Source organism: Haliscomenobacter sp., assembly GCF_041740695.1.
GTDB lineage: Bacteria > Bacteroidota > Bacteroidia > Chitinophagales > Saprospiraceae > Haliscomenobacter.
Genome location: NZ_JBGSLK010000057.1, coordinates 28,533 through 49,868 on the forward strand (window position 1 = coordinate 28,533; position 21,336 = coordinate 49,868).

The 21,336-nt window shown below is 45.7% G+C and carries 18 protein-coding genes; 10 read left to right on the top strand and 8 right to left on the bottom strand.

Annotated features, from left to right (window positions below; translation table 11 throughout):
• Positions 1-76: 76 nt before the first annotated feature.
• From ACEW9O_RS12330 to ACEW9O_RS12345, 4 genes are all read left to right on the top strand, one after another.
• Positions 77-1,438 carry an ATP/GTP-binding protein gene (locus tag ACEW9O_RS12330; protein ID WP_373550468.1) on the top strand — a complete coding sequence of 454 codons (1,362 nt, stop codon included), beginning with the start codon at positions 77-79 and terminating at the stop codon, positions 1,436-1,438.
• Positions 1,422-2,072: an RloB family protein gene (locus ACEW9O_RS12335; RefSeq protein ID WP_373550469.1), complete on the top strand. Its 651-nt coding sequence runs from the start codon at positions 1,422-1,424 to the stop codon at positions 2,070-2,072. Before ACEW9O_RS12330 ends, ACEW9O_RS12335 begins: the two co-directional genes overlap by 17 nt.
• 118 nt (positions 2,073-2,190) lie before the next feature.
• Positions 2,191-3,435 carry a polymer-forming cytoskeletal protein gene (locus tag ACEW9O_RS12340; RefSeq protein ID WP_373550470.1) on the top strand — a complete coding sequence of 415 codons (1,245 nt, stop codon included), beginning with the start codon at positions 2,191-2,193 and terminating at the stop codon, positions 3,433-3,435.
• A 106-nt stretch (positions 3,436-3,541) separates the two neighbouring features.
• The gene (locus ACEW9O_RS12345; RefSeq protein WP_373550471.1) at positions 3,542-3,895 is read left to right on the top strand and encodes a VOC family protein; all 354 of its coding nucleotides are present in this window, start codon (positions 3,542-3,544) and stop codon (positions 3,893-3,895) included.
• 17 nt (positions 3,896-3,912) lie between these two features.
• On the opposite strand, the gene ACEW9O_RS12350 is transcribed toward ACEW9O_RS12345, so the two are convergent.
• Entirely contained in the window at positions 3,913-5,367 is a 1,455-nt protein-coding gene (locus ACEW9O_RS12350; protein WP_373550472.1) for a sulfatase, read from the bottom strand.
• Between the two features lie 45 nt (positions 5,368-5,412).
• Positions 5,413-6,168 carry a tRNA pseudouridine(38-40) synthase TruA gene (truA, locus tag ACEW9O_RS12355; RefSeq protein WP_373550473.1) on the bottom strand — a complete coding sequence of 252 codons (756 nt, stop codon included), beginning with the start codon at positions 6,166-6,168 and terminating at the stop codon, positions 5,413-5,415.
• Positions 6,169-6,264: 96 nt separating this feature from the next.
• Between truA and ACEW9O_RS12360 the strand changes: the two genes are divergently transcribed.
• On the top strand, positions 6,265-8,346 hold the full coding sequence (locus tag ACEW9O_RS12360) for an ArnT family glycosyltransferase (protein WP_373550474.1): 2,082 nt from the start codon (positions 6,265-6,267) through the stop codon (positions 8,344-8,346).
• A 25-nt stretch (positions 8,347-8,371) separates the two neighbouring features.
• Here ACEW9O_RS12360 and ACEW9O_RS12365 read toward each other — a convergent pair whose 3' ends face one another.
• Positions 8,372-9,499, bottom strand: coding sequence for a T9SS type A sorting domain-containing protein (locus ACEW9O_RS12365; RefSeq protein ID WP_373550475.1), 1,128 nt, complete (start codon positions 9,497-9,499; stop codon positions 8,372-8,374).
• Positions 9,500-9,643: 144 nt separating this feature from the next.
• Entirely contained in the window at positions 9,644-11,764 is a 2,121-nt protein-coding gene (locus ACEW9O_RS12370) for a carboxy terminal-processing peptidase (RefSeq protein ID WP_373550476.1), read from the bottom strand.
• Between the two features lie 226 nt (positions 11,765-11,990).
• On the opposite strand from ACEW9O_RS12370, the gene ACEW9O_RS12375 reads away from it, so the two are divergent.
• The 3 genes from ACEW9O_RS12375 (at position 11,991) to ACEW9O_RS12385 (ending at position 14,188) form a co-directional block, all read left to right on the top strand.
• Positions 11,991-12,350, top strand: coding sequence for a hypothetical protein (locus ACEW9O_RS12375; protein WP_373550477.1), 360 nt, complete (start codon positions 11,991-11,993; stop codon positions 12,348-12,350).
• A gap of 468 nt (positions 12,351-12,818) precedes the next feature.
• Positions 12,819-13,511, top strand: coding sequence for a LytR/AlgR family response regulator transcription factor (locus ACEW9O_RS12380; RefSeq protein WP_373550478.1), 693 nt, complete (start codon positions 12,819-12,821; stop codon positions 13,509-13,511).
• 2 nt (positions 13,512-13,513) lie between these two features.
• Positions 13,514-14,188, top strand: a complete 675-nt coding sequence (locus tag ACEW9O_RS12385) for a metal-dependent transcriptional regulator (RefSeq protein WP_373550479.1) — start codon at positions 13,514-13,516, stop codon at positions 14,186-14,188.
• 21 nt (positions 14,189-14,209) lie between these two features.
• On the opposite strand, the gene ACEW9O_RS12390 is transcribed toward ACEW9O_RS12385, so the two are convergent.
• From ACEW9O_RS12390 to ACEW9O_RS12400, 3 genes are read right to left on the bottom strand one after another with little or no spacing between them, the layout of a single operon-like run.
• Positions 14,210-15,775 (bottom strand): TIM barrel protein, encoded by a 1,566-nt coding sequence (locus tag ACEW9O_RS12390; RefSeq protein WP_373550480.1) that lies wholly within the window; start codon positions 15,773-15,775, stop codon positions 14,210-14,212.
• A 30-nt stretch (positions 15,776-15,805) separates the two neighbouring features.
• Positions 15,806-16,801, bottom strand: coding sequence for an L-glyceraldehyde 3-phosphate reductase (gene mgrA, locus ACEW9O_RS12395; protein ID WP_373550481.1), 996 nt, complete (start codon positions 16,799-16,801; stop codon positions 15,806-15,808).
• Between the two features lie 50 nt (positions 16,802-16,851).
• Positions 16,852-17,286, bottom strand: coding sequence for a heme-binding protein (locus ACEW9O_RS12400; RefSeq protein WP_373550482.1), 435 nt, complete (start codon positions 17,284-17,286; stop codon positions 16,852-16,854).
• Between the two features lie 174 nt (positions 17,287-17,460).
• Here ACEW9O_RS12400 and ACEW9O_RS12405 point away from each other — a divergent pair, with 174 nt between their 5' ends.
• Positions 17,461-18,483 carry a LacI family DNA-binding transcriptional regulator gene (locus ACEW9O_RS12405; protein WP_373550483.1) on the top strand — a complete coding sequence of 341 codons (1,023 nt, stop codon included), beginning with the start codon at positions 17,461-17,463 and terminating at the stop codon, positions 18,481-18,483.
• Between the two features lie 97 nt (positions 18,484-18,580).
• Here ACEW9O_RS12405 and ACEW9O_RS12410 read toward each other — a convergent pair whose 3' ends face one another.
• A complete protein-coding gene (locus ACEW9O_RS12410) occupies positions 18,581-19,234 on the bottom strand; it encodes a polysaccharide deacetylase family protein (protein ID WP_373550484.1) in 654 nt (217 codons plus the stop codon).
• A gap of 266 nt (positions 19,235-19,500) precedes the next feature.
• Between ACEW9O_RS12410 and gltX the strand changes: the two genes are divergently transcribed.
• The gene (gene gltX / locus ACEW9O_RS12415) at positions 19,501-21,021 is read left to right on the top strand and encodes a glutamate--tRNA ligase (protein ID WP_373550485.1); all 1,521 of its coding nucleotides are present in this window, start codon (positions 19,501-19,503) and stop codon (positions 21,019-21,021) included.
• The last annotated feature ends 315 nt before the right edge of the window (positions 21,022-21,336 follow it).

A 21,336-nucleotide genomic window follows, 5' to 3' on the forward strand; every position in this document is an offset into this window, starting at 1 on the left:
CGATACAACCAGAAAAAATTAGTAAAAGATTGTATTATATAGCGATTTAGTTTATTTTACGTGAAAATTTCACGAGATGCTGATCCGGGTCATTGTCAAAAACTTATTCTCCTTCAAGGATTACACAGAATTTAATATGCTTCCAGGACGAAGCATTCGAATGCCACATCATTTGTACAATACCGCAGGATTATCCGTGCTTAAGTTAAATGCCATGTATGGTGCAAATGGAGCTGGAAAAAGCAACTTTATTAAATTATTATGGGTGTTAAAAAAATTTCTGACTGAAGGAAAGCTCCCAATTGAACTCATTACGGAAACATTTAAATTTGATAGTGATGGTCGAAAAAAAGACATCTATTTGGGTGTAGAGTTTATAAAAGATGATGTCCCTTATTATTATGGCATCACAATCAATCAAGGCATTGTTGTTGAGGAGGAACTTCAAATATCCGGTTTAGGAAAAAAGGAAGACAAAACTTTATTTTTGCGCACCGACAATGTAGACAATAAGCAGTTGTCAATTTCATTTAGTGAGCAAGTAATGCAAGATAAAGAGGCTGCTCTTTTTCCTCAATTTTTACAAAATGAAGTCTTAGAGCGAGATAAACCTGTTCTATATTATCTCCGAAATCGGAATAATCCAGTTTTTGATCCCTTTATGAAGGTCTTTGACTGGTTCGATCGAGACTTAGTTATACTTTCCCCTTCCACAAGACTGAAAAACCTTATTCTTTTGATAGAAACGGATGAAAACTTTTGCAAGTTTGCTTTGGATATTATGAAATCTTTTAAAACTGGTGTGAAGGAAATCAAAGTGGAAACCTTACCTATAGAAGATTTTTTTGGAGAGGATGACAAAGAGGAAATAGACCGGATAAGCGCTGAATTAAAAGCAAACCCAGAGACGATAAAAATTATTGGCAATGATAAAGAAATTGTATTAGTTGCATTAAAAGACAGACAAGTCGTAGCAAAACGTTTGTATTTTTTACATGATGAAGATGGTGGTATTACGCATTTTTCGGCCAAAGAAGAGTCAGATGGAACAAGAAGACTTCTAGATTATATCCCTGCCATGTATTCCATTGTCAATAGCAGAAAAGTATACATTATTGATGAAATCGAGCGCAGCATTCATCCTTTGCTCATTAAGGAATTGATTCGAAAATTTTCACAGGATGAGATAACTAAAGGGCAATTAATTTTTACTACTCATGAATCAAACTTGCTCGATCAGGATATTTTCCGTCCAGATGAAATTTGGTTTGCAGAGAAAAAACCTAATGGATCGACCGAGCTTTACGTGTTGAGTGAATTCAAAGAACACCATACTAAAGATATTCGCAAAGGCTACCTAAATGGCAGATATGGAGCAATACCGTTTTTGAGCAATCTTCAAGATTTAAAATGGGACAAGTATGCCGAAGCCCAATAAATTCAGTTACGAAAAAAAGGAGGCTTTTCGCGATGCATTTTATTTCATAATTGTATGTGAAGGGCAAAACCGAGAACCAGATTACTTTCGATTTTTTGATGGCATTTCTTCTCGAGTAAAAGTAGTGCCCATAGAAAGTATTGAAGGTCAAAGCTCACCTATTCAGCTGATTACCAATGCCAATGCCAAAGAAGCCGAATTGGATGACCGGTCAGATAAAGATCAAGTCTGGTTTGTAATAGATACCGACAAGTGGAAAGAGCAAATTCATGAATTGCGTATGGAGTGCCAGCAACATCCAAATTGGCAAGTAGCCCAAAGTAATCCTTGTTTTGAAGTTTGGCTTTATTATCATGTCAAAGCCTCAATGCCGAGTTTTGATCAGTTGGACAAGTGCAAAAGTTGGAAGCCAAAGGTTCATGAACTGATTAAGGGAGGATTCAACCCTGATTTTCATCCCGTAGAAATCACGACTGCAACTGTAAATGCAAAAAACAATTATGGAGAAGTTGGGTATTTGCCTAATGCTGGGAGCACTCAAGTCTGGAAGCTAGCTGAGCAACTAATCTTCATGATCGCCAAAGATTTGGAACTCATTAAGGATAGATTTCCTTTGCCACAGGTGGACGAATGATCCCACCGTCGATAAAATCCCCACCTTCAGAGAAAAAACTGGACTTCTTAACGATTTGGTAACAACTTGCCCGGCATATAACCGACTTGTAAGTCATCACCGACACAATTTTTGAAGAATGAAAAAAACGGGCACCTTACTCATTAGCTTCCTGCTGCTCAATGTAGGAATCGCCGGAGCATCAGATGTAAAAACGGGTAAAACAGTTACCATTTCCAAAGATGCACCCAATAACGTATACGTCGCCGCAGGCGATGTGAATATCAATGCCAAGATCAATGGCGATTTGGTCAGCGCGGGTGGAAAAATCCGCGTCAATGGTGCTACCCAGCAGGATGTATTGCTGGTGGGTGGCGAAATTCGACTGAACGCCCAAAGTGAAGGCGATGTACGCATCCTGGGTGGCGAGGTACGGGTGACCGAAAACGTAAAAGGCGACCTTACCGTAACGGGCGGTGAAATCACCATTGACGAGGGAGTGACTATTGGCGGCGATTTGATCGTTGCTGGCGGCGAAGTCAGACTCAATGGTAATGTGCTCGGCAAAGTTCACATCGCTGGTGGTAAATTGTACCTTAATGGCAATGTGGAAGGCGGAATCGAAGCCAAAGCCGAGTTCATTGAAATCAATGGCCACATCAATGGCGAAAGTGAAATCGCTGCAAAAAAACTAATCTTAGGTTCTTCTGCCTTTTTTGGTGGGAATGTAAAATATTGGACCGGACGCCACAGCCCAAGTTTTAGTGGCAAACTCGCCGACGGGGTCAAAGCATCGTATAATACTTCCCTAAAGCCCGACTGGGCCGATTGGGAGTACAAACTGGGCGACGTATCCCACAAAGTAAAACGTGGCATTGGTTTCTTCCAGGTGTTCAGCGGTTTGCTGATGACCCTGCTGCTGATTGCTTTTGGGGATAAAATGTTCAGCCGTTATGCCGGACAAGCTTCCCGCAATGTGGGGCCAGCTTTGGGACTGGGTACGATGTTGCTGATTGGGATTCCGTTTTTGGCCAGTGTAGCTTTTATCACCGTTATTGGTATCCCGATTGGGGTAATCGGGATGGGGGTATATGGTGCCATGATGAGTACTTCGGTAGCGCTGCCAGCCGTCATTGCCGCATACGAATGGCGTAAACTGAAAGATCAAAACTGGACCCGTGGGGGCATTACCATGGTTGCAGTTGGCTTGTTCCTCGGCTTGCGTTTGGTATCTCACTTACCAGTTGTGGGTTTGATAATAGGTTTTGTCGCTTCGGCCATTGCATTCGGTTATATCTACATGATCATTCGCAAAAAGATTGATCCAGGTGCACCTGCTTCTCAAGACTCGGATGAGGAAAAAGAAGGTGAAGATTTTGTGTAAATAACCACTCATTATATTTAGACATGCTCTTAAAGCCCAAGTTGCCGATCCTAGCGCAACTTGGGCTTTTTTTTTATTTTCACCGTAGCATAAAAAACCAACAACCATGAAACCAACCTGGATTGAAATTCCGGCTACCGATATCCAGCGGGCGCAAACTTTCTATGAAACGGTATTTGAGGAAAAAACGCAATTGCTCGACATGGGCGAGTTCAAAATGGCCATTTTCACCACTGGTGGTTTTGCCCTTTGTCAGTATCCAGGCGTGTACAAACCCAGTACGGATGGCGTTTTGGTCTACCTGAATGCCAATCCAGACTTGAGCAGTATTTTGGAAAAAGTTACCCCTGCTGGGGGTGAAATTTTAATTGAAAAACGGCAAATTTCGCCTGAACAAGGGTACATGGCGGTGTTGTTGGATACGGAAGGGAATCGGCTGGGACTGCGCTCTAAGGGGTAGAATTTATAAAAGTAAGCTTACTCAACAGTCCCACTAGGCCGTGCATTCGTCCGTGGGCGTTGAGTGATGTCGTCCCCCAGATCAGCTCTTGCTTCTTCAGCGACTTGCAGCAGTGCCTTCAGCACTTCAGGGTATTTGTTTTGCACATCGTAAGCCTCGCCCGGATCGCGCCGCAAATCGTAAAGTGCCATGGGAAAAGTAACATCTTCAGGTGAGGGGCCAGGAAAACCATTTTCGCCGGGCATTTGATTAAGGTAAGAGCGGCCCTTGTGTGGCAAAACCAATTTCCAATGCCCGCTGCGTACCGCATGCAAGTCATTGCGTCGGTAATAGTAGTAAAAGTTTTTGCGGACCTCGTATTCCAGATTGCCTTCCAATATTGGCAACATGCTTCGCCCATCGATCCTTTTCGCAGGTTGAGGAATTTTGCACAAATCTGCAATGGTTGGCAATACATCAATGGTCGAACTCAACTGATTGCACACCACTCCTTCAGGCAGTCGCCCTTTCCAACGCATGATACAGGGTACGCGTAGACCGCCCTCGAATGAAGTGCCTTTGCCTTCGCGCAAACCACCATTTGAACCAGCATGGCTGCCAAAATTGTACCAGGGACCATTGTCGCTCGTAAAAATGACCAGGGTGTTTTTATCCAGTCCATTCGCGGCCAGGGTCTGTAAAATTTGCCCGACCGACCAGTCTATTTCCATTAGCACATCACCGTACTCACCCTGCTTACTTTTGCCCTTAAAAGCGGGAGACGCTGCAATCGGTACGTGCGGCATGGGATGGGGTAAGTACAAGAAGAAGGGCCTACTTTTGTTTTTTTGGATAAAAGAAACTGCGCGTTCGGTCAGTCGTTTGGTCAGCAAGCCCTGATCTTCCAGGGTTTTGAGCTCACCCACTTTGTTGTTGCCTTCGATTAGTGCTAGGGTGGGAAACTGAAATTTGCCTTTCTGTTCTGGTGTAGCTGGTTTGCCATCGTACCACACTGGCCACATGTCGTTGGAAAAGGGAATGCCGAAGTACTCATCGAAGCCGTGCTGGAGTGGTAAAAATTGTTGGTGATCGCCCAGGTGCCATTTGCCGAAAATACCTGTAACATAATTTTTTTGCTTGAGCAACTCAGCCAGGGTGGTTTCTTCGGCACTGATGCCCACCTTGGCATTGGGGAACAAAGCGCCAGAGATGTTCAAGCGGTTTGGGTAACAGCCAGTCAGCAGCCCTGCCCGGGAAGCGGAGCACACGGGTTGGGCCGAGAGGAAATTGGTGAAACGTATCCCTTGCGCGGCCAATTGATCCAGGTTGGGCGTTTTATAATCCAGTGCGCCATAACAACTCAGGTCGCCATAACCCAAGTCATCCATAAAAATGATCACGATATTGGGGAGTTTTTCCTTGGCCGCAGGTTTATGCCAACTTTCCACAAATACCGATAGGGCTAACAACAAGATAGTAATGCTTGATTTCATGGCAATCTGATGTTTTAGGTGGTTCAAAAAAATTCCTGGAGTTTTCTAATTCTCATCCCCGGTTTTGTACAAAATCCCCCCAAGGTAAAGCCCTTCAGGGGGCGCACTGGTGGCCTTTCGCAAACGGGATTGTTCCTCCATCGCTGCTTTGACCTCCTCCATCGAAATTTGCCCCGTTCCAACGCCCAGGCACATGCCAACAATCAGGCGCACCATGCCGCGCAAAAAGCGGTTGGAAGTAATGTGGAATACTGCACGCTGCTCCTCGGGATAAAACACCCATTCCGAACGGGTCAGATTACAGATCATCGTTTTGGCATCGTGGTTGCTTTTGCAGAAGGGGGCGAATTCCTGGTATTGCAGCAAAAGCTCAGCAGCGGCTTGCATCAAGACCGGATCAGGCTGTTGGGTATAAGGGTAGAAATAGGCCAAATGCTCGACAAAAGGATCTTTGCGAAAACTCAGGTGGTACTCATAACTGCGCTGGTAGGCGTTGAAACGGGCGTGTACATCAAGCTGCACCTCAAAAATGCGAAATACGGCAATGTCTTTGGGTAAAAACTTATTGAGTCGCCGCAGGAACTCGGCAGGGAATTCCCCCTCATAATCAAAATGCGCAAAGTATTGCTTGGCGTGCACCCCGGTATCGGTACGGCCACAGCCAGTAATTTCCAGTTCGGCACCCAAAATGGTGCCCATAGATTCTTCCAGGCTTTGTTGCACCGAAATCTTGCCGGGTTGGCGTTGCCAGCCGAAGTAATGGGTGCCTTTGTAGGCCAGTTCTATGAAGTATCGTTTCATAAAAAGTAATTCCTTGGCTAAATGTATACAAAACCAGCGGCAAACGTTCTAAATTTAACCCAATTAGCTGCAAAAGTAAATGAGAAAAAATAGAGAATGAGAAAGAATATACTCACCCCGTATTTTATCCTTGCTGCTTTTACTCTTTTCACAATTGCCCACCACGGGTATGCTTTTTTTGGCCATTATGGTTTTGACGATGTGCATTATGCACGTTTGGCCAATGCATTTTTACAGGGAGAAGTAGATTATAGTGATCATTACAGCTATCGCTTTGCGATTTTGATACCGACCGCCATCGCTTACGCTTTTTTTGGAGTGAACGATTTTGCCTCGGCCTTGCCGCCGCTGCTTTGCACTTTTTTGATTTTGTACCCGGTCTTTGCAGCACTGCAGCAACAATCCAATTATACCCTTGCGCTTGGGCTGGGACTTACGGCCTGTTCCAATTGGCTCTTGTACTATTCGGACAAACTGATGCCTGACATCTATGTGGCCTTGGCGGTAATGCTGGCGGTATTCATCGTAGATCGGTACAAATACCAAAGTGATCACTCCAAACCTCGACGCTATGCCCTGGGTTTGGTCGCAGCTTTGGGGTTCGGGTGGCTGGCCAAAGAGACCATTGTATTGACCTTACCAATGCTCCTGGCCTGGGTGCTGGTGGATGTGATCCAACGGCGGCACCTCAGATTTTGGGTGTATACTACTCTTTATGGATTTCTTTTTCTAGGGGCATATTTTACCCTGATATGGGCATTGACCGGCAACTTCTTAGAACGCCTGGATGCCATTGCCCGCAACAGTTATTTGAATGCTTGTAGCTACGATCAACAATCCACCCAGGTATTGCTCAAACGTTTGTACTACGATTTTTTCGCCCTCACGAGTACGGAAGGAATTTTGTTCAGCTTTGTATTTATAATGGCTTACCTGTTTCGCAAACAGGGCCTAAAACTGTTTAGACAAGCCGACTCCCTGCGTTTTTATGCGAGTTCGGCGCTTTTGCTTTTTTTAGCCTCCAACTTTATGAGCATTTCGCTCAAGGCTTATGTGCCGATGTGTTTGGACCCCCGGCATTATTTGTTTTTGATTCCGGTGGCGGCGATACCTGCGGCTAGGATCATGGGTGAATTTTTGGAAGGAAAAAAATACGGATTGCAAATATTGATAACCCTTGCTCTGGCGGCACTATTTTTGTACCGTATCAATGGGCAGCTTTTCGACAAACCCTATTTGCCTTGTTTGATTTTGGTCGCAGTTTTTTATGGGTTACCCGCAAAAGCGCCAGTTTTCAAATTGCTCTTCACGCTGTTGTTTTTAGGCGTCTTGTTGATTGGCCCGATTCAACAAATGCAGTACGCCCGCAAAGTGCAATACCGCACCCAACGGGCCATTACTTATCAGCAGTTTATTGATAAAAATGAACCTTGCTACATCATCACCGATCCCGTGCAGCAAAGATTGGGGGAGTATTACAGTGGGTTTAGTCCGAATCGCAAGGATCAATTCTTGAGTTTCGATCAGGTTAATTTTGACACCCTGGATGGGCGTAAACAGTACTTGTACTTAAACTGGCACACGCAGTATTTGAGTGGTCTAAACAGCCCAGATTTGCCGGATTATGTGCGCAACCTGGATACGCTAGCCAATCCAGCAATTTACCAAAACAAGGCCTTGAACCTGGCGATTTATGAACTAAAAGCAAAGCCCAAGACCTACAAGGTGGGTGCGACTTTGTTGCAAAGTTTAAATAATTTTGAAGGAAGTGCTACCTATTGGGAGCAGAGCGCAGGGAACTTAAAACATGGGGGAAAACAAGCCTATCGGTTTACTGAATTCTCAGCTACCTTTAATTATCCACTGGATTCCTTAGGCCAAGTACAAGCAACAGGTATCCGCATTACCGCCAAAGCCCTTCTCAATATACCAAGTGCCGCCCAAAGCAAACTGGTTATTTCGATTGAAAATCCAGAAGGGGCCTACTTCTGGCAGGCGCTGGATGTGGTTAAATTCATCAAAGTGTATGACAATTGGTGGCCGGTGAATTATGAGGTGGAATTAGCACAAACGGCGCTGAAGCCCAACTCTCGCTTGAAGGTTTATTTGTGGAATGAGGATAAAAAGGAGGGCTGGGTGGATGATTTTGAGGTGCGGATATTGGAGTTAATGCACTAGTTGGCTGTGTACGAATATCCGCTTCCTAAGGCCGAATCACCATCAACCTTTTTGTACTCAAAGTCCGCCCTCGCTCGTCCTTCAAACTATACAAATAAGCCCCTTTTTTGAGTTGCGAAATGTCGACCAATTCTGCATAATTCCCGGTGATGGTGTACATTTTACTCCACTCCTCCTGGCCAATGATGTTGAAGATCGATAATTTATAGGTGCCGGGAGGGAGGTTATAAAACTCAAAGCGCACGCTGGAGATGGCTGGATTCGGGGACACATAAATGTCGGAGCGTACGCTGGCGATGTTTTGTACGGTATTTTCTCGTTCTCGGGGTTTGAACTCAATTTTCAGCACCTTTTTTTCATTGCTGCTCATCCAGACCCGCGCTACGGGTTCTTTGGAACTGCTGGCATAAAAGTGGTAGGAAATTTTCTTTTGGGTGCGCAGGAGTTCCTTGTCTTTGATCGATTTGGTTACCTCCTGCCAACGTCTGCGGCCTACTTTTACTTCAAGGCGCATTTCGATGATTTCGATGCGGCGTTCCCGGATCACTTCAAAAATTCCGCCGGGCACAATCATTCGTCCGTAGCTATCCACATCGTATTGGCGGTCATAACTCACCCGTAGGCGCAAAGAATCGGGGCTAACGGGTAGTTTTTTGCGAAACCAACTCGGGATTTCATCCTCCCCCAAGGTCAGCACCAGATTGGCATCCGCCTGGAATGCATCTCCATACCGCAAGCCATACCGGCGCTCGACCAGACCTGGACTGTAGCGCAATACGGATTTGCGGCTCAAATTCAGCGGATCTGGCCCAACGGCTCCCAACAAGAGCAGGTCGTTCCCCTGGGTACGGTAATAGCCTTCGGTTTGTTCGTCTACCGGAGCAGTATATTCAGCGTTTTTGAAGAGGGATGGAGCACTTCCCTTGGCGGCAGGTTTCCACACCGAGCTACGGGTGTAGGGTGCTTCCAGCATGGCAAAATCCCAACGCTGGTTGCGGCCGGAGCCAATGCTTTTGATGTAAGAGGGAAGATTGTCTACTGCGGTCAATAAGGTATCACCCGCCCTGGGCATCAAAGATGTAGGAACAAAAATTTGGGCTTGAATAAAATGCCAGCTTAAACAGCTAAAGAGGCATAGGAGCAGGTGCTGCATGCGTTTTCGGGTTGTCGACAAGGCAAAGGTAGGGAAAAAGTTGAGAAGGTTTAGGAGGTTAAGAAGGTTTAGGGTACCGCATACTTCACTGAGTCGCCTGCGGCAGCCTAAACCTTCTCAACCTCCTCAACTTAATCAAACCATCTACTTCTGCGCAATCATATCATGCATAATGCGCAGCGTTTCCCGAATATAGATATCTTTGGAAACCCCTTCCATGAAGTCTTTATTGCGGGCCAGGGCTTTTTCATTGTCTGGGCTGGCTTTCATTTTTTGGTCGTCCAAACTGATGTTGCGCACGCCCTTGTTCACTACATCTTTGAAAGCACTGCGGAAGTCGTTGGCCATTTTTTCCTCGGCGGCTTCATCTTTGCGGAACTGATCAATATTGAGCATTACCGCAGAGTTTTTGCGCTCGACCTCGATGTATTTGGCCTGGCTCAACACCTTTTGGAAACCTGGGTCTTGTTCAATCCGCGTCTTACTGCGGCGTTTGATTTCTTCCAGGTTTTTGATTTTATAGGCATTCTGGCTATAAGAAACCGCTGGAATTTCGGTCCAGTTGAGCGGATAATCTTCCTCCCGCTCCCCTACGGGCAGGTAATGGTAAGAATCTGGCAGGACAATATCCGGAGTTACCCCACGCAATTGGGTGGAGCCGCCATTGATGCGGTAAAACTTCTGGAGGGTGATTTTGATGTCGCCCAATGGTTTGAATTCTTCATAGCCACTGATGGCTTGATCCAGGCTGAATACCCGTTGTACGGTGCCTTTGCCGTAGGTTGATTTACTCCCTACAATCACCGCGCGGCCATAATCTTGCAGGGCAGCAGCCAGGATTTCGGAAGCCGAAGCTGAGAAGGAATTCACCATGATGACCAGTGGGCCACCGTATTGCACGGAAGGATTGCGGTCATAGTTGACTTCGGGTTGGGCAGTGCGGCTTTTGACTTGTACAATCGGGCCACTCTCGATAAAAAAGCCCGACATTTTTACCACATCGTTCAAAGAACCACCTCCATTGTTGCGCAGGTCGATGATTACTCCGCTGACATTTTCTGTTTTGAGTTTTTCCAACTCCTTGGCTACGTCGGGGGCACTAAAGCGACCATCGGCGCGTTGGAAGTCGGCGTAAAACTTGGGCAAGTACACGTAGCCGATTTTTTCTTCCGGATTTGTTCCTTCCAAAATCAAAGACTTCACATAACTTTCCTCAAATTCTACCACATCGCGGATGATGGTGATTTCTTTGGTACTACCATCTACTTTTTTGACCAGCAGGCGTACTTTGGTACCTTTTTTACCCCGGATATGGGATACGACCTCGTTGCTCAGCATCCCAGTGAAATCCAACCATTCGCCATTGTCGCCTTGGGCGGCTTTGAGGATGAGGTCATTTTCCTGTAGTTCTTTTCCTTTCCAGGCCGGGCCACCTACTACTACTTCAGATACTTTGGTATAATCGCCTACTGTTTGGAGCCGGGCACCAATCCCTTCCAGTCGACCGGAGATGTTCAGGTCAAAATCCTGCTTGTCGGCAGGCTCCAGGAAATCGGTATGTGGGTCGTAAAGATGGGTAAAACTATTGAGGTAAAGGCTCAAACGATCCGAACGTTTGGTTTTGATCAAACGATTGAACCAGTCATCATAACTTTTTAAGAGTGCCTTACGAGCTTCTGCTTCGATGGCTTCAGGCGTACTTGGAGCTGCTTCTTCACCCGATTTTGCCGATTTTAGCCCTTCTTCCTTATCCATAATGCGGGCCAAGGTCTCGTATTTGAGCATCTTGCGCCACATTTCTTTCAATTCAGCATCGTTTTTGGCGAATGGCCGCTTTTCTGGATCAGTCTCATAAACATCATTGACGTTGAAATCAAAAGACTGAGCCAAGATGTCGCGGTAATAACCCTGCGTTTTTTGCAATGCGGCTTCCGTCATACTCACTGAAAGATCAAAAAACTCAGAGCTGCCGCTATTGATGGCGTCATCCAATTTCAGGCGATAAGCTTCCAGCTTTTTGGTATCTTCCTGAGTCAAGAAGCGTTTGCTGGGGTCTAACGATTCCAAATACAGCGTGTAAAATTTTTCAGAGAAGTTATCGTCCATGGTCTTGGGATCGAAATGCAACTCGTTCAAAAATGATACGAGCAACTTCATCAATACCGCGTCTTTTTCGGCACTCTCTGCTGCCTTGCGTGGGTAAAATGCTACCAGTAAAAAACCGGCTACTACTACCGACAAAAATATTGGTCCTCTAAACTTCATAATCATCGTTTTAAACGATTGAAAGTATGTTTTTTTAACGAATTGGTGCTGCTCCATGGGCTTTGATCCAAACATTTAACGAATTAATAACAATTTACTAAGCGCTCAACTAAATTAACGCAATATTTCATTCCTTAGTTGAAAAATAAATTTTCAGTATTTTCAAAAAATATTGAAAGTATCATTTATTTGGGCTATTTTTGTCCCAATCAATTCTGCTAAAACTATGGTGTCCCGCTTACGCATAAAGCTTGACCTGTTGTTACAGGGCATTTTATTGGCAATACTTGCTTTAGCTACTTCCTTGGAACCCTGGCGAACAGTTGTCATTGTTGCGCTCCTGATCCTGGCCTGTATCCAAATTACCAGTGCTGCACAGTTGTGGTGGTGGCACCGATATCGGCCCGCCAAAACTTATTTGTGGTTCTTTTTGGGAATGGGAGTGGTACTGCCCATTGGTTTACATTTTTTCAATCCCCTGGCTTGGCTGTGTTTAATTGTGCTGGCCATCGCTTATTTTTCCCACACCATTTACATGGCGATGGTGGTGTTGCGAAGACCTCGTTCTTTCTGGGATATTACTTGAACAAGCCCTGAAAACTTATCAGGAAGCCTGATAATTTTGCTATTAACAATTAAAGTATTACTTTTACAATTCCAAAAAAATAAAAATTCCCGCCAAAAGCCGTGAAAAAACAACCAAAAACCTAAAAAAATAGCGCAGTTTCAGAGTCTACCACTATATTTGTCCTATCGCAATGAAGTTGTGACGTTGACAATAGACACTGATCATCAACCTGCTCAAATAGCAGTTGATTTTTATAAGACATTCTTGGCAACTTACACACTTAGGTGTGTATTGTCAAGGGTTTTGGGAATAGGAAGTTTGGTTGCCCCACTTCAGGCCGGTGAGACGGTTCTAAAGTGGGCAACTTTTTTTTAGGGCATTCCTTTTTGCATTATTGTTCTTTCCACTAACATCTTCCAGCCTTTAATGCTACCTTTGATATTCTGCGGTTGATTGTATTCCTACATTACACCTAAGTTTGTTCCCATGCTCAAATGTATAATCGTAGATGATGATCTGATGTCCCGTACTGCAATGGAAAACTTGTGCAAACGCGCCGAGAACCTTGAAATTGCAGCCAGCTTTACATCTGCCGAAGAAGCCTTACTGTTTTTGAATACAGAGCAAGTCAACCTTATTTTTTTAGACATCGAGATGCCCGGCCTGAGTGGTATCGAATTTATGGACCGCCTCTCTAGTTTTCCCCACATCATCATTACTTCATCTAAAACGGAATATGCCTTTGAAGCTTTTGAATATCAAGTGATTGATTATTTAAAAAAGCCAATTACTTTTTTGCGTTTTCAACGGGCTTTGGAAAAAGTGCTGGATGCTGAGCGCCGCATTCAGAAGTACAAAGAAGAAGCCAAAGACTTGTACATTCGGGAAGAAGGGAAATTGGTACGCATCAGCTTGGACGATATCCTTTTTTTCGAAAACTTGGGCGATTACGTGACCATCCGAATTGCCAACGGCAAACGACACATCATTCACGGCACGATGAAGGGAATCGATTCCAAAATGAAGGATCCACGCTTTGTCAAGGTTCACCGTTCGTACATCATCAACCTGGACAAAATCAAAGACATTGAGGAAAACACTTTGGTCATCGCCGAAACCGTTATTCCCATTAGCCGCAGCCACAAACAGGCCCTACTCAATCGGCTCAACTTTTTATGATCATGGACAATATCTCGCAAACCGAAGAGAACTACCTGAAAGCCATTTATAAAGTTTCGGAAAACAGTGGTGCCAAAGCCAGCACGAATGCTATCGCTGCAGATATGAACACCAGCGCCGCCTCGGTTACCGATATGATCAAACGCCTGAATGAAAAAGGGCTGGTTCTCTACGAAAGTCGCCGTGGCGTAAGCCTTACCGATGAAGGTGCCCGAATTGCCACCGAGCTGATCCGCAAACACCGGCTCTGGGAGGTTTTTTTGGTAGATAAGTTACGATTTTCCTGGGATGAGGTACACGATATTGCCGAGCAACTGGAACACATCAAATCGGATGAATTGATCAAACGATTGGATACCTACCTGGCATACCCAAAATTTGACCCCCACGGCGATCCTATCCCCGATGCAGAGGGCAATTTTACTTTTCGCAAACAAGCACCACTGTCGGAATCAAAAATGGGCGATAACGTGATCGTGGTAGGTGTCCAAGATCATGCCCCGGCTTTTTTGCAATACCTGGATCGCTTGCATTTGGGATTGGGCGCAGAACTAGAGGTACTGGATTTGCACGAGTACGATGAGTCGATGAAGGTCCGCCTGGAAAATAACCGGGAAGAAACCTTGTCTCGCAAGGTATGTGAACATTTGTTGGTGCAAAAACGGCAAAAGGCATAGCCAAATAAAATAGCCTAGCGATCAACGCGCATTCAAAGTAAACTCCAAATAATCGTAATTCATATTGCCATTTGCAACCGTCTTCAAGGTCAAAACATGTACACCTTTTTTGAGTTTAAATGTAGTCATGGCGCTCAGACGGTTCCAGTGGTGCCACTGTCGCCAGGCGATGGTTTCCTGGTCATTTTTGGTTGAAGGGACCAAGAGATCGGCGGTCAATGGTTTTCCGTCCAACAGCAATGCTATTTTCCCATCCCCACTGGCGGTATACATCAATCCCAGGGTGTACTTTCCAGATTGGTTCACGTTGACGGTGTAGTTGATCCATTCTCCTGGGCTGGTCCACCCGGTGTACAATTCTCCCATTGTGGGTTCAACCAGGTTAAAAGGAGAGTTGTCGATGTCCCGCGCTTTGGTGTACGAAATATCTACCCCTTCAGACATCCTGAATTCATTGAGCGCCGTGCCGTTGGCCGGGTTCAGTTTTCCACTGCCATTGTTGATGCTGTCCTGGTCGTGGTAAGCAATACCTTCACCGCCTAGGTCGTACCATTCACATTGAATTTTACCAGGAATTTGTTGGGCCTGCTGGTTCCAGGGTTTGCCTTGATATGCTTTCGATCCCTGATATACCTCCTGCATTGCCAAGGTCAAATCGTTCAATATTTCCGGCACCAAGGCAAAAGGATCATAAGGTTTACCCCTCACCAAAAGGGTTTCAACGGGTAAATAGCCGCGGTATCCGGTCTTTTTTAAAATACTCATGAGGCGGACAAAATCTGTCCGGAGGGCATTGCCGATGCCAAAAGCACTCTCTTTCACCTGCCAGTTGACCGCATACGGAACTACCGCTTCAATGTCCACATAAGGGTCCGGGGTTTTAAAATTACCGGTGTCCACGATTAGACCGGCCCATTTGCTATCTACCGCTTTTAGCACTTTGATACATTGCTCGGCGGTTTGTAGCATGTCGCCGTGGTTTTGAATGCCGATTTTAACCCCGTACTTCTCCCCATGCGCTGCACACTCCTTGTAACACTCAATCATCCAAGCCGCTACTTCGTCCCATTTGTTTTCATAGCCTTTGGGAATTTCACCCGCAAACAACCTCAAAACTGGTGCGCCCAACTTGGCAGCCACTTCAATCCATTTTTTTGCCAAGGCCACATCAGCAGCCCTAACTGCCGGATCAGGCGAGGCAAAATTGTTGCGGATACCCGTTCCACTGATGACTATGCCCAGTTGTTTTGACTTGTCGCGCACCCTAGCAATGTATTCATCGGAGGGAACTGCGGGAAAATTGGGAAAATAATAGCCGGTAAGGTCTACTGCCGCAATTTTTTGCACGGCACACCAATCCATTAAATTGAACAGGCTGTACAAGGTCTGTTTGTCCCTGGGGTCTTTAGCCAAAAGCAGGTCATTAAAAGAGTAAGCATTCAGCGCCAAGATTACTGGCGACTTTGTGCTTACTCCTTTTACATTTTGCGCAAGCGCTGCATGGCTACCCCATAAGGTGATTAAAGCAGTAGCAAAAACAAATACCCGTAGGAATTTGACGCGACTTGTTTTTTTGTAGTGGTGCATGGTTGCGCTGGATTGATCTGATGAAAAAGGTTATTGCAAAATGGTATTGATCCGGTTCAGCTCTTCTTCGCTAAAGGAATAATTGGCGAGACAGCCAATAGAATCCAGTACCTGTGCAGGTTTGCTGGCCCCAATCAGCACCGAAGTGATGCGGGGGTCTTTCATGATCCAGGCCAGGGCCATTTGAGCCAAATTTTGCCCACGTGCTTCGGCCAGCACATTGAGCTCGCGAACCTTATTGATTTTGTCCTCAGAAACGTAGTCTTCTTCAATGGCCCCATTGCCCCGGTGGCTGGACGCTCTGGAATCGGCGGGGATACCTTTCAAATATTTATTGGTCAAGATCCCTTGTGCCAGTGGTGAAAAGGGGATGCAGCCTACGCCATTTTCCTCCAGCACATCCAACAAGCCACCTTCCACCCAGCGATCGAACATGGAATATTTGGGCTGATGAATCAAACAAGGGGTACCCAGCTCTTTCAAAATTTTAAAGGCTTGGGCCGCTTCCGCTGGCTGATAACTCGAGATGCCCACATACAAAGCTTTGCCCTGGCGAACCATCAAGTCAAGGGTAGCCATGGTTTCTTCCAGCGGCGTTTCTGGGTCGGGACGGTGGTGATAAAAAATATCGACATAATCCAGGCCCATTCTTTTTAAACTCTGATCCAGACTGGCCACCAGGTATTTTTTGGAGCCCCAATCGCCATAAGGCCCCGGCCACATGCCCCAGCCAGCCTTGCTGGAAATGATCAATTCATCCCGGTATGGAACAAAATTATCTTTGAAAATTTTGCCAAAATTCTCTTCTGCCGAGCCCGCAGGAGGACCGTAGTTGTTGGCCAAATCAAAATGGGTAATGCCATTGTCAAAAGCAACCTTTAAAATATTGCGGGCATTGTCCAATACATCGATGTGGCCAAAGTTGTGCCATAAGCCAAGGGAAATGGCTGGCAATTTTAATCCACTGTTGCCACAGCGGCGGTATTCCATGGATTGATACCGTTGGGCACTTGGCAAATATTGCATAGTTAAATCGTTTTTAAAATTTTAGAATTCAAAAAGCGCTTTAAAATTGGCTAAACTTGTTCAACCATCGCCAGCGCTTTTACCATTATTTCCAGGTCGGTCACGCCTCTGAAACCACTGAAACCAACCGCGAGGATGGTTCCATCTTGCAAGCTCAAGGGTTGGCCGCCTTCCCAACCAATCAGGTCGGGTGCTTCAATGCCATTGGCATTTTCATCAACTTCTTTGTTGAAGACCATCTTTTCGTATGCACCAGTTTTTACCCCAGTGAGCCAAACTTGGCTGGCTTTGGTCCAGGCCACTTTGTAGGATTGCCGGAGCCTGGGGCGATTGGTTCCGATCATTTTTCCGTGTACGAGTCCTTGGTCATCAATGATGCAGACCGCCAAATTCCCGTGGGAAATACATTCATCTTCGGGGATTTCCATGTATTGGGGAATCAGTGTTTCGATTGCCGTAAACAATTGATTGATGATTTTATCCATGACTTGCGATTGAGCGCTTGTTTAAGTTTGGCATTTCTGCTGCTGTAAAATTCAAGAAAAAAGGCCTGCTCCCCGCATTTTGGCTGGGATTTATTTGCGACAACGTTGTAGGAACTATCCAACAAATTACCCCAAATCTTGCCTATCTTTGGAATAGTGCATCAATCCTACATCATGACCCTCAAACAACTTGCCAAAGAGCTGAACTTGTCTTTTTCAACGGTGTCAAAAGCACTGCGGGATAGCCATGAAATCAGCATTGAGACCAAAAACAGGGTGCTGGCCAAAGCCAAAGCATTGAACTACCAGGTGAATCCGCTCGCCAGCAGTTTGCGCAAACAAAAAAGCAAAACCATTGCCGTGGTCATTCCGGAGGTAGTCAATGATTTTTTTGGCCCAGTGATCAATGGCATTGAGTCCATTGCCCAGGAAAAAGAGTACCATGTGTTGATTTACCTGACCCACGAGGACATGCAAAAGGAAGTGGCGATCACGAAACTGTTGCAAAACGGACGGGTGGACGGGATCATGATGTCCTTATCGGAACAAACTTCTACTACAACTCATCTGAAAGCCTTACAAGAAAAGGGGATACCCCTGGTTTTTTTTGACCGCATTGCAGAAGACATCAATGCGCCTAAAGTAACCACGGATGATTACAACTGCGGCATCAAGGCTACCGAGCACCTGCTTGAAAATGGCTGCAAACGCATCGCCTTTTTGACCATAGCCCCCAACTTGTCGATCAGCAACAAACGGATGAATGGTTACCTGGATGCCTTAAAAAAGCACAATATTGAGCCAGACGAGCGTCTGATCTTGTCTTGTACTGGCGACGATGCCAAAAACAACGAGCTGATCCTACAATTGTTGGGTAACTCCAAACGACCCGACGGCGTATTTGCTTCAGTAGAAAAGTTGGCGATTTCGACCTATGCCATTTGTGCGGAATTGAATTTGAATATTCCCGAAGATCTGAAGGTGATCTGTTTTTCGAACATGCAAACCGCCGCCTTTTTGAATCCTTCCTTAAGCACCATCACCCAGCCTGCATATGAAATGGGTCGCGAAGCGGCAGCTATCCTGTTTGATTTGGTGGAAAAAAAAGGAAAGCAACCCCGGGTGGAAAAAATGGTATTGAATTCAATCTTAGTAGCAAGAAATTCCACTAAAGTCATTTTGTTTAGAAAGCCCTAAAAACATAAAGCCGCAGAGCTAACCCCGCGGCTTTTCTATAGTAATAAATCAAGCATTGCCAAAGTAAATCGATTTTAACTAGGGATTTAGACATGCTCTAAGCACGTTGGTGCACCAATTCCGTTTCAAACATTTCCTGCGGATGTAGGGCATCAAAAGAATAACCTTCGGCTGCAAAATGCTCCAAGACCCGTGGTAAGGCGTACTCCAGGCGCTCTTTCGATTTGATGCTGTCGTGGAATACCACAATGGAGCCTGGGCCAGCATTTTGAACCACATTTTTGAGTACTTGTTCCGGCGTGATGTTGGTATCAAAATCACCACTCAACACATCCCACATCACAATCCGGTAATGCCGCAGCAAAAACTGGGTTTGTTTGGGGGTCACCCGACCATAAGGTGGGCGAAACAGCACGGATTTGGATTGGCTGGCACCTTGGCGGATGTTGTGAAAATAAGTGATGTTTTCAGTCACCCAACCATTGAGGTGATTCATCGTATGGTTGCCGACAACGTGGCCCGCATCCACTACTTGTTGGAATACTTCGGGGTGTTTGCTGATGTTGTCGCCCACACAAAAGAAAGTGGCCTTGGCATTGTATTGTTTCAGTTGTTCCAATACCCACGGCGTAACTTCGGGCACGGGGCCATCATCAAAAGTGAGGAAAATTTGTTTTTCCTCAGTAGGAATCCTCCAGGTGAAATGGGGGAATAGATTTTGAATAAAGTGGGGTGTCTTGATCAAATACATAAGCATAATTTTTTAGGATCGCTGCATTAAAAAGCAACAATACCAATGTTCACGGGATAAAAAAACAAATCATTAAAAGTACTTAAGTCCAGTCAGAAAAGGAATTCCACTGGTTTTACAGCATAGAGCCACTTAAATTTTTACTTTTGTGGATCAAAATTGCGCAAGTGCTGTTTATGCTATAACGCAAAAAATTAAAAATGGGCTGCTCTATAGCGCATTTTTTTTCAGAATTTTTTGAAAAATAATTCTATCGCTCTTTTTTCATGGAAAATATTCGTGTTCGATTTGCCCCAAGTCCTACCGGCGCCCTGCACATTGGCGGCATCCGTACGGCATTGTACAACTACCTTTTGGCCAAAAAATACGGCGGAACCTTTATCCTGCGCATCGAGGATACGGATCAAACCCGCTTTGTACCTGGCGCCGAAGATTACATCATCGAAGCCTTGCATTGGGCGGGGATCGTTCCAACGGAAGGCCAGAGTTTTGGCGGCGAATACGGCCCCTACCGGCAATCCGACCGCAAAGCCATCTACCACGACTACGCCAAAAAGCTGGTTGAAAATGGCCACGGCTATTACGCTTTCGACACGCCCGAAGAGCTGGACGCCGCCCGCCAGGCCGATGATACCTTTAAATACGACTACAAAAGCCGTGCGCGCCTCAACAATAGCCTGACCCTAAGTGCCGCTGAAGTGCAACAACGCCTGGACTCTGGTGCGCCCTACGTTATCCGCCTCAAAGTACCCGAAGGTGAAACCGTCCATATTCAGGATTTGGTTCGGGGCGATGTGAATTTCCAAAGCAATGAGCTCGACGACAAAGTGATGCTCAAAGGCGATGGCATGCCCACTTACCACCTTGCCAACGTGGTGGACGATCGTTTGATGAAAATCACCCACGTGATTCGGGGCGAAGAGTGGTTGCCGAGTACTGCGCACCACGTCTTGTTGTACCGCGCGTTTGGTTGGGAAGCCGAAATGCCTCGTTTTGCCCACTTGCCCCTAATCCTCAAACCAGACGGCAAGGGTAAACTCAGCAAACGTGATGGCACCCGTCTGGGTATTCCCGTGTTTCCATTGTCCTGGATAGGGGAAAACCCCGAAGATTCTTTTGTGGGTTTCCGCGAAGCAGGTTTTGATCCCCGGGCCATGGTCAATTTTATGGCCTTCATGGGTTGGAACCCCGGCACCGAGCAAGAAATTTTCAGCATGGACGAACTGGCCGAAGCTTTTTCGGTGGAAAAAATCGGCAAATCTGGCGCACGTTTTGACATTGAAAAAGCCAGGTGGTTCAACCAACAATACATCATGGCCAGCAGCGAAGAAGAACTGGCCAAAACCGTTCGCCCCATCGTTGAAGCTCAAGGGCATCAGCCTACAGAGGCCTATTTGCGTAGTTTTGTCGGGATGATGAAAGAGCGCGTAGTATTGTTTCCAGATTTCTGGACAAATGGCGCGTACTTCTTTGAAGATTTTGCCGTTTTTGATGAAGCAACCATTCGTAAGAAGTGGAAAGCTGATGGTAGCCGGGCGGTTTTTACGCCGCTACTTGAGCAGCTTGACGCCCTGAGTGATTACAATGCCGCCGCTGTGCAGGCTTGTGTAGAAGGGTTTACCAACGCTGCAGGACTAAAATTTGGCGACGTTTTGCCCATTTTACGGGTAGGACTTACGGGCACCATGAAAGGTCCAGCAGTATTCGACATGATGGCTTTGTTGGGCAAAGCTGAGTGTCGGCGGCGGATGGAAAGAGCCTTTGATTTGTTCGATCAAGTAAGTTAAAAAGTGATGAGTGAAAAGTGATGAATGATGAATTATTTAGTGTGTTGCTCCTAAGCTAAGCAGTGAAAGGCAACTGCTATATCACTCATCATTCATTACTTATCACTCATCACTCCTTAACTTTCAAAATATTTTGCTACTTTAGAGCAGCCTAAAGGGCATTGACCAAAAACCGATCACATCCCATGGACCAATTGTACATTGTCCAACAGTATGCTATTTGTTCTACCCTGATCCGGAAGGAATCCCTTATTTATTTCGATATTGTAGTCACTGTGTTTAAGATGCTAAATGTATCCGTAAAACGCAAAACTT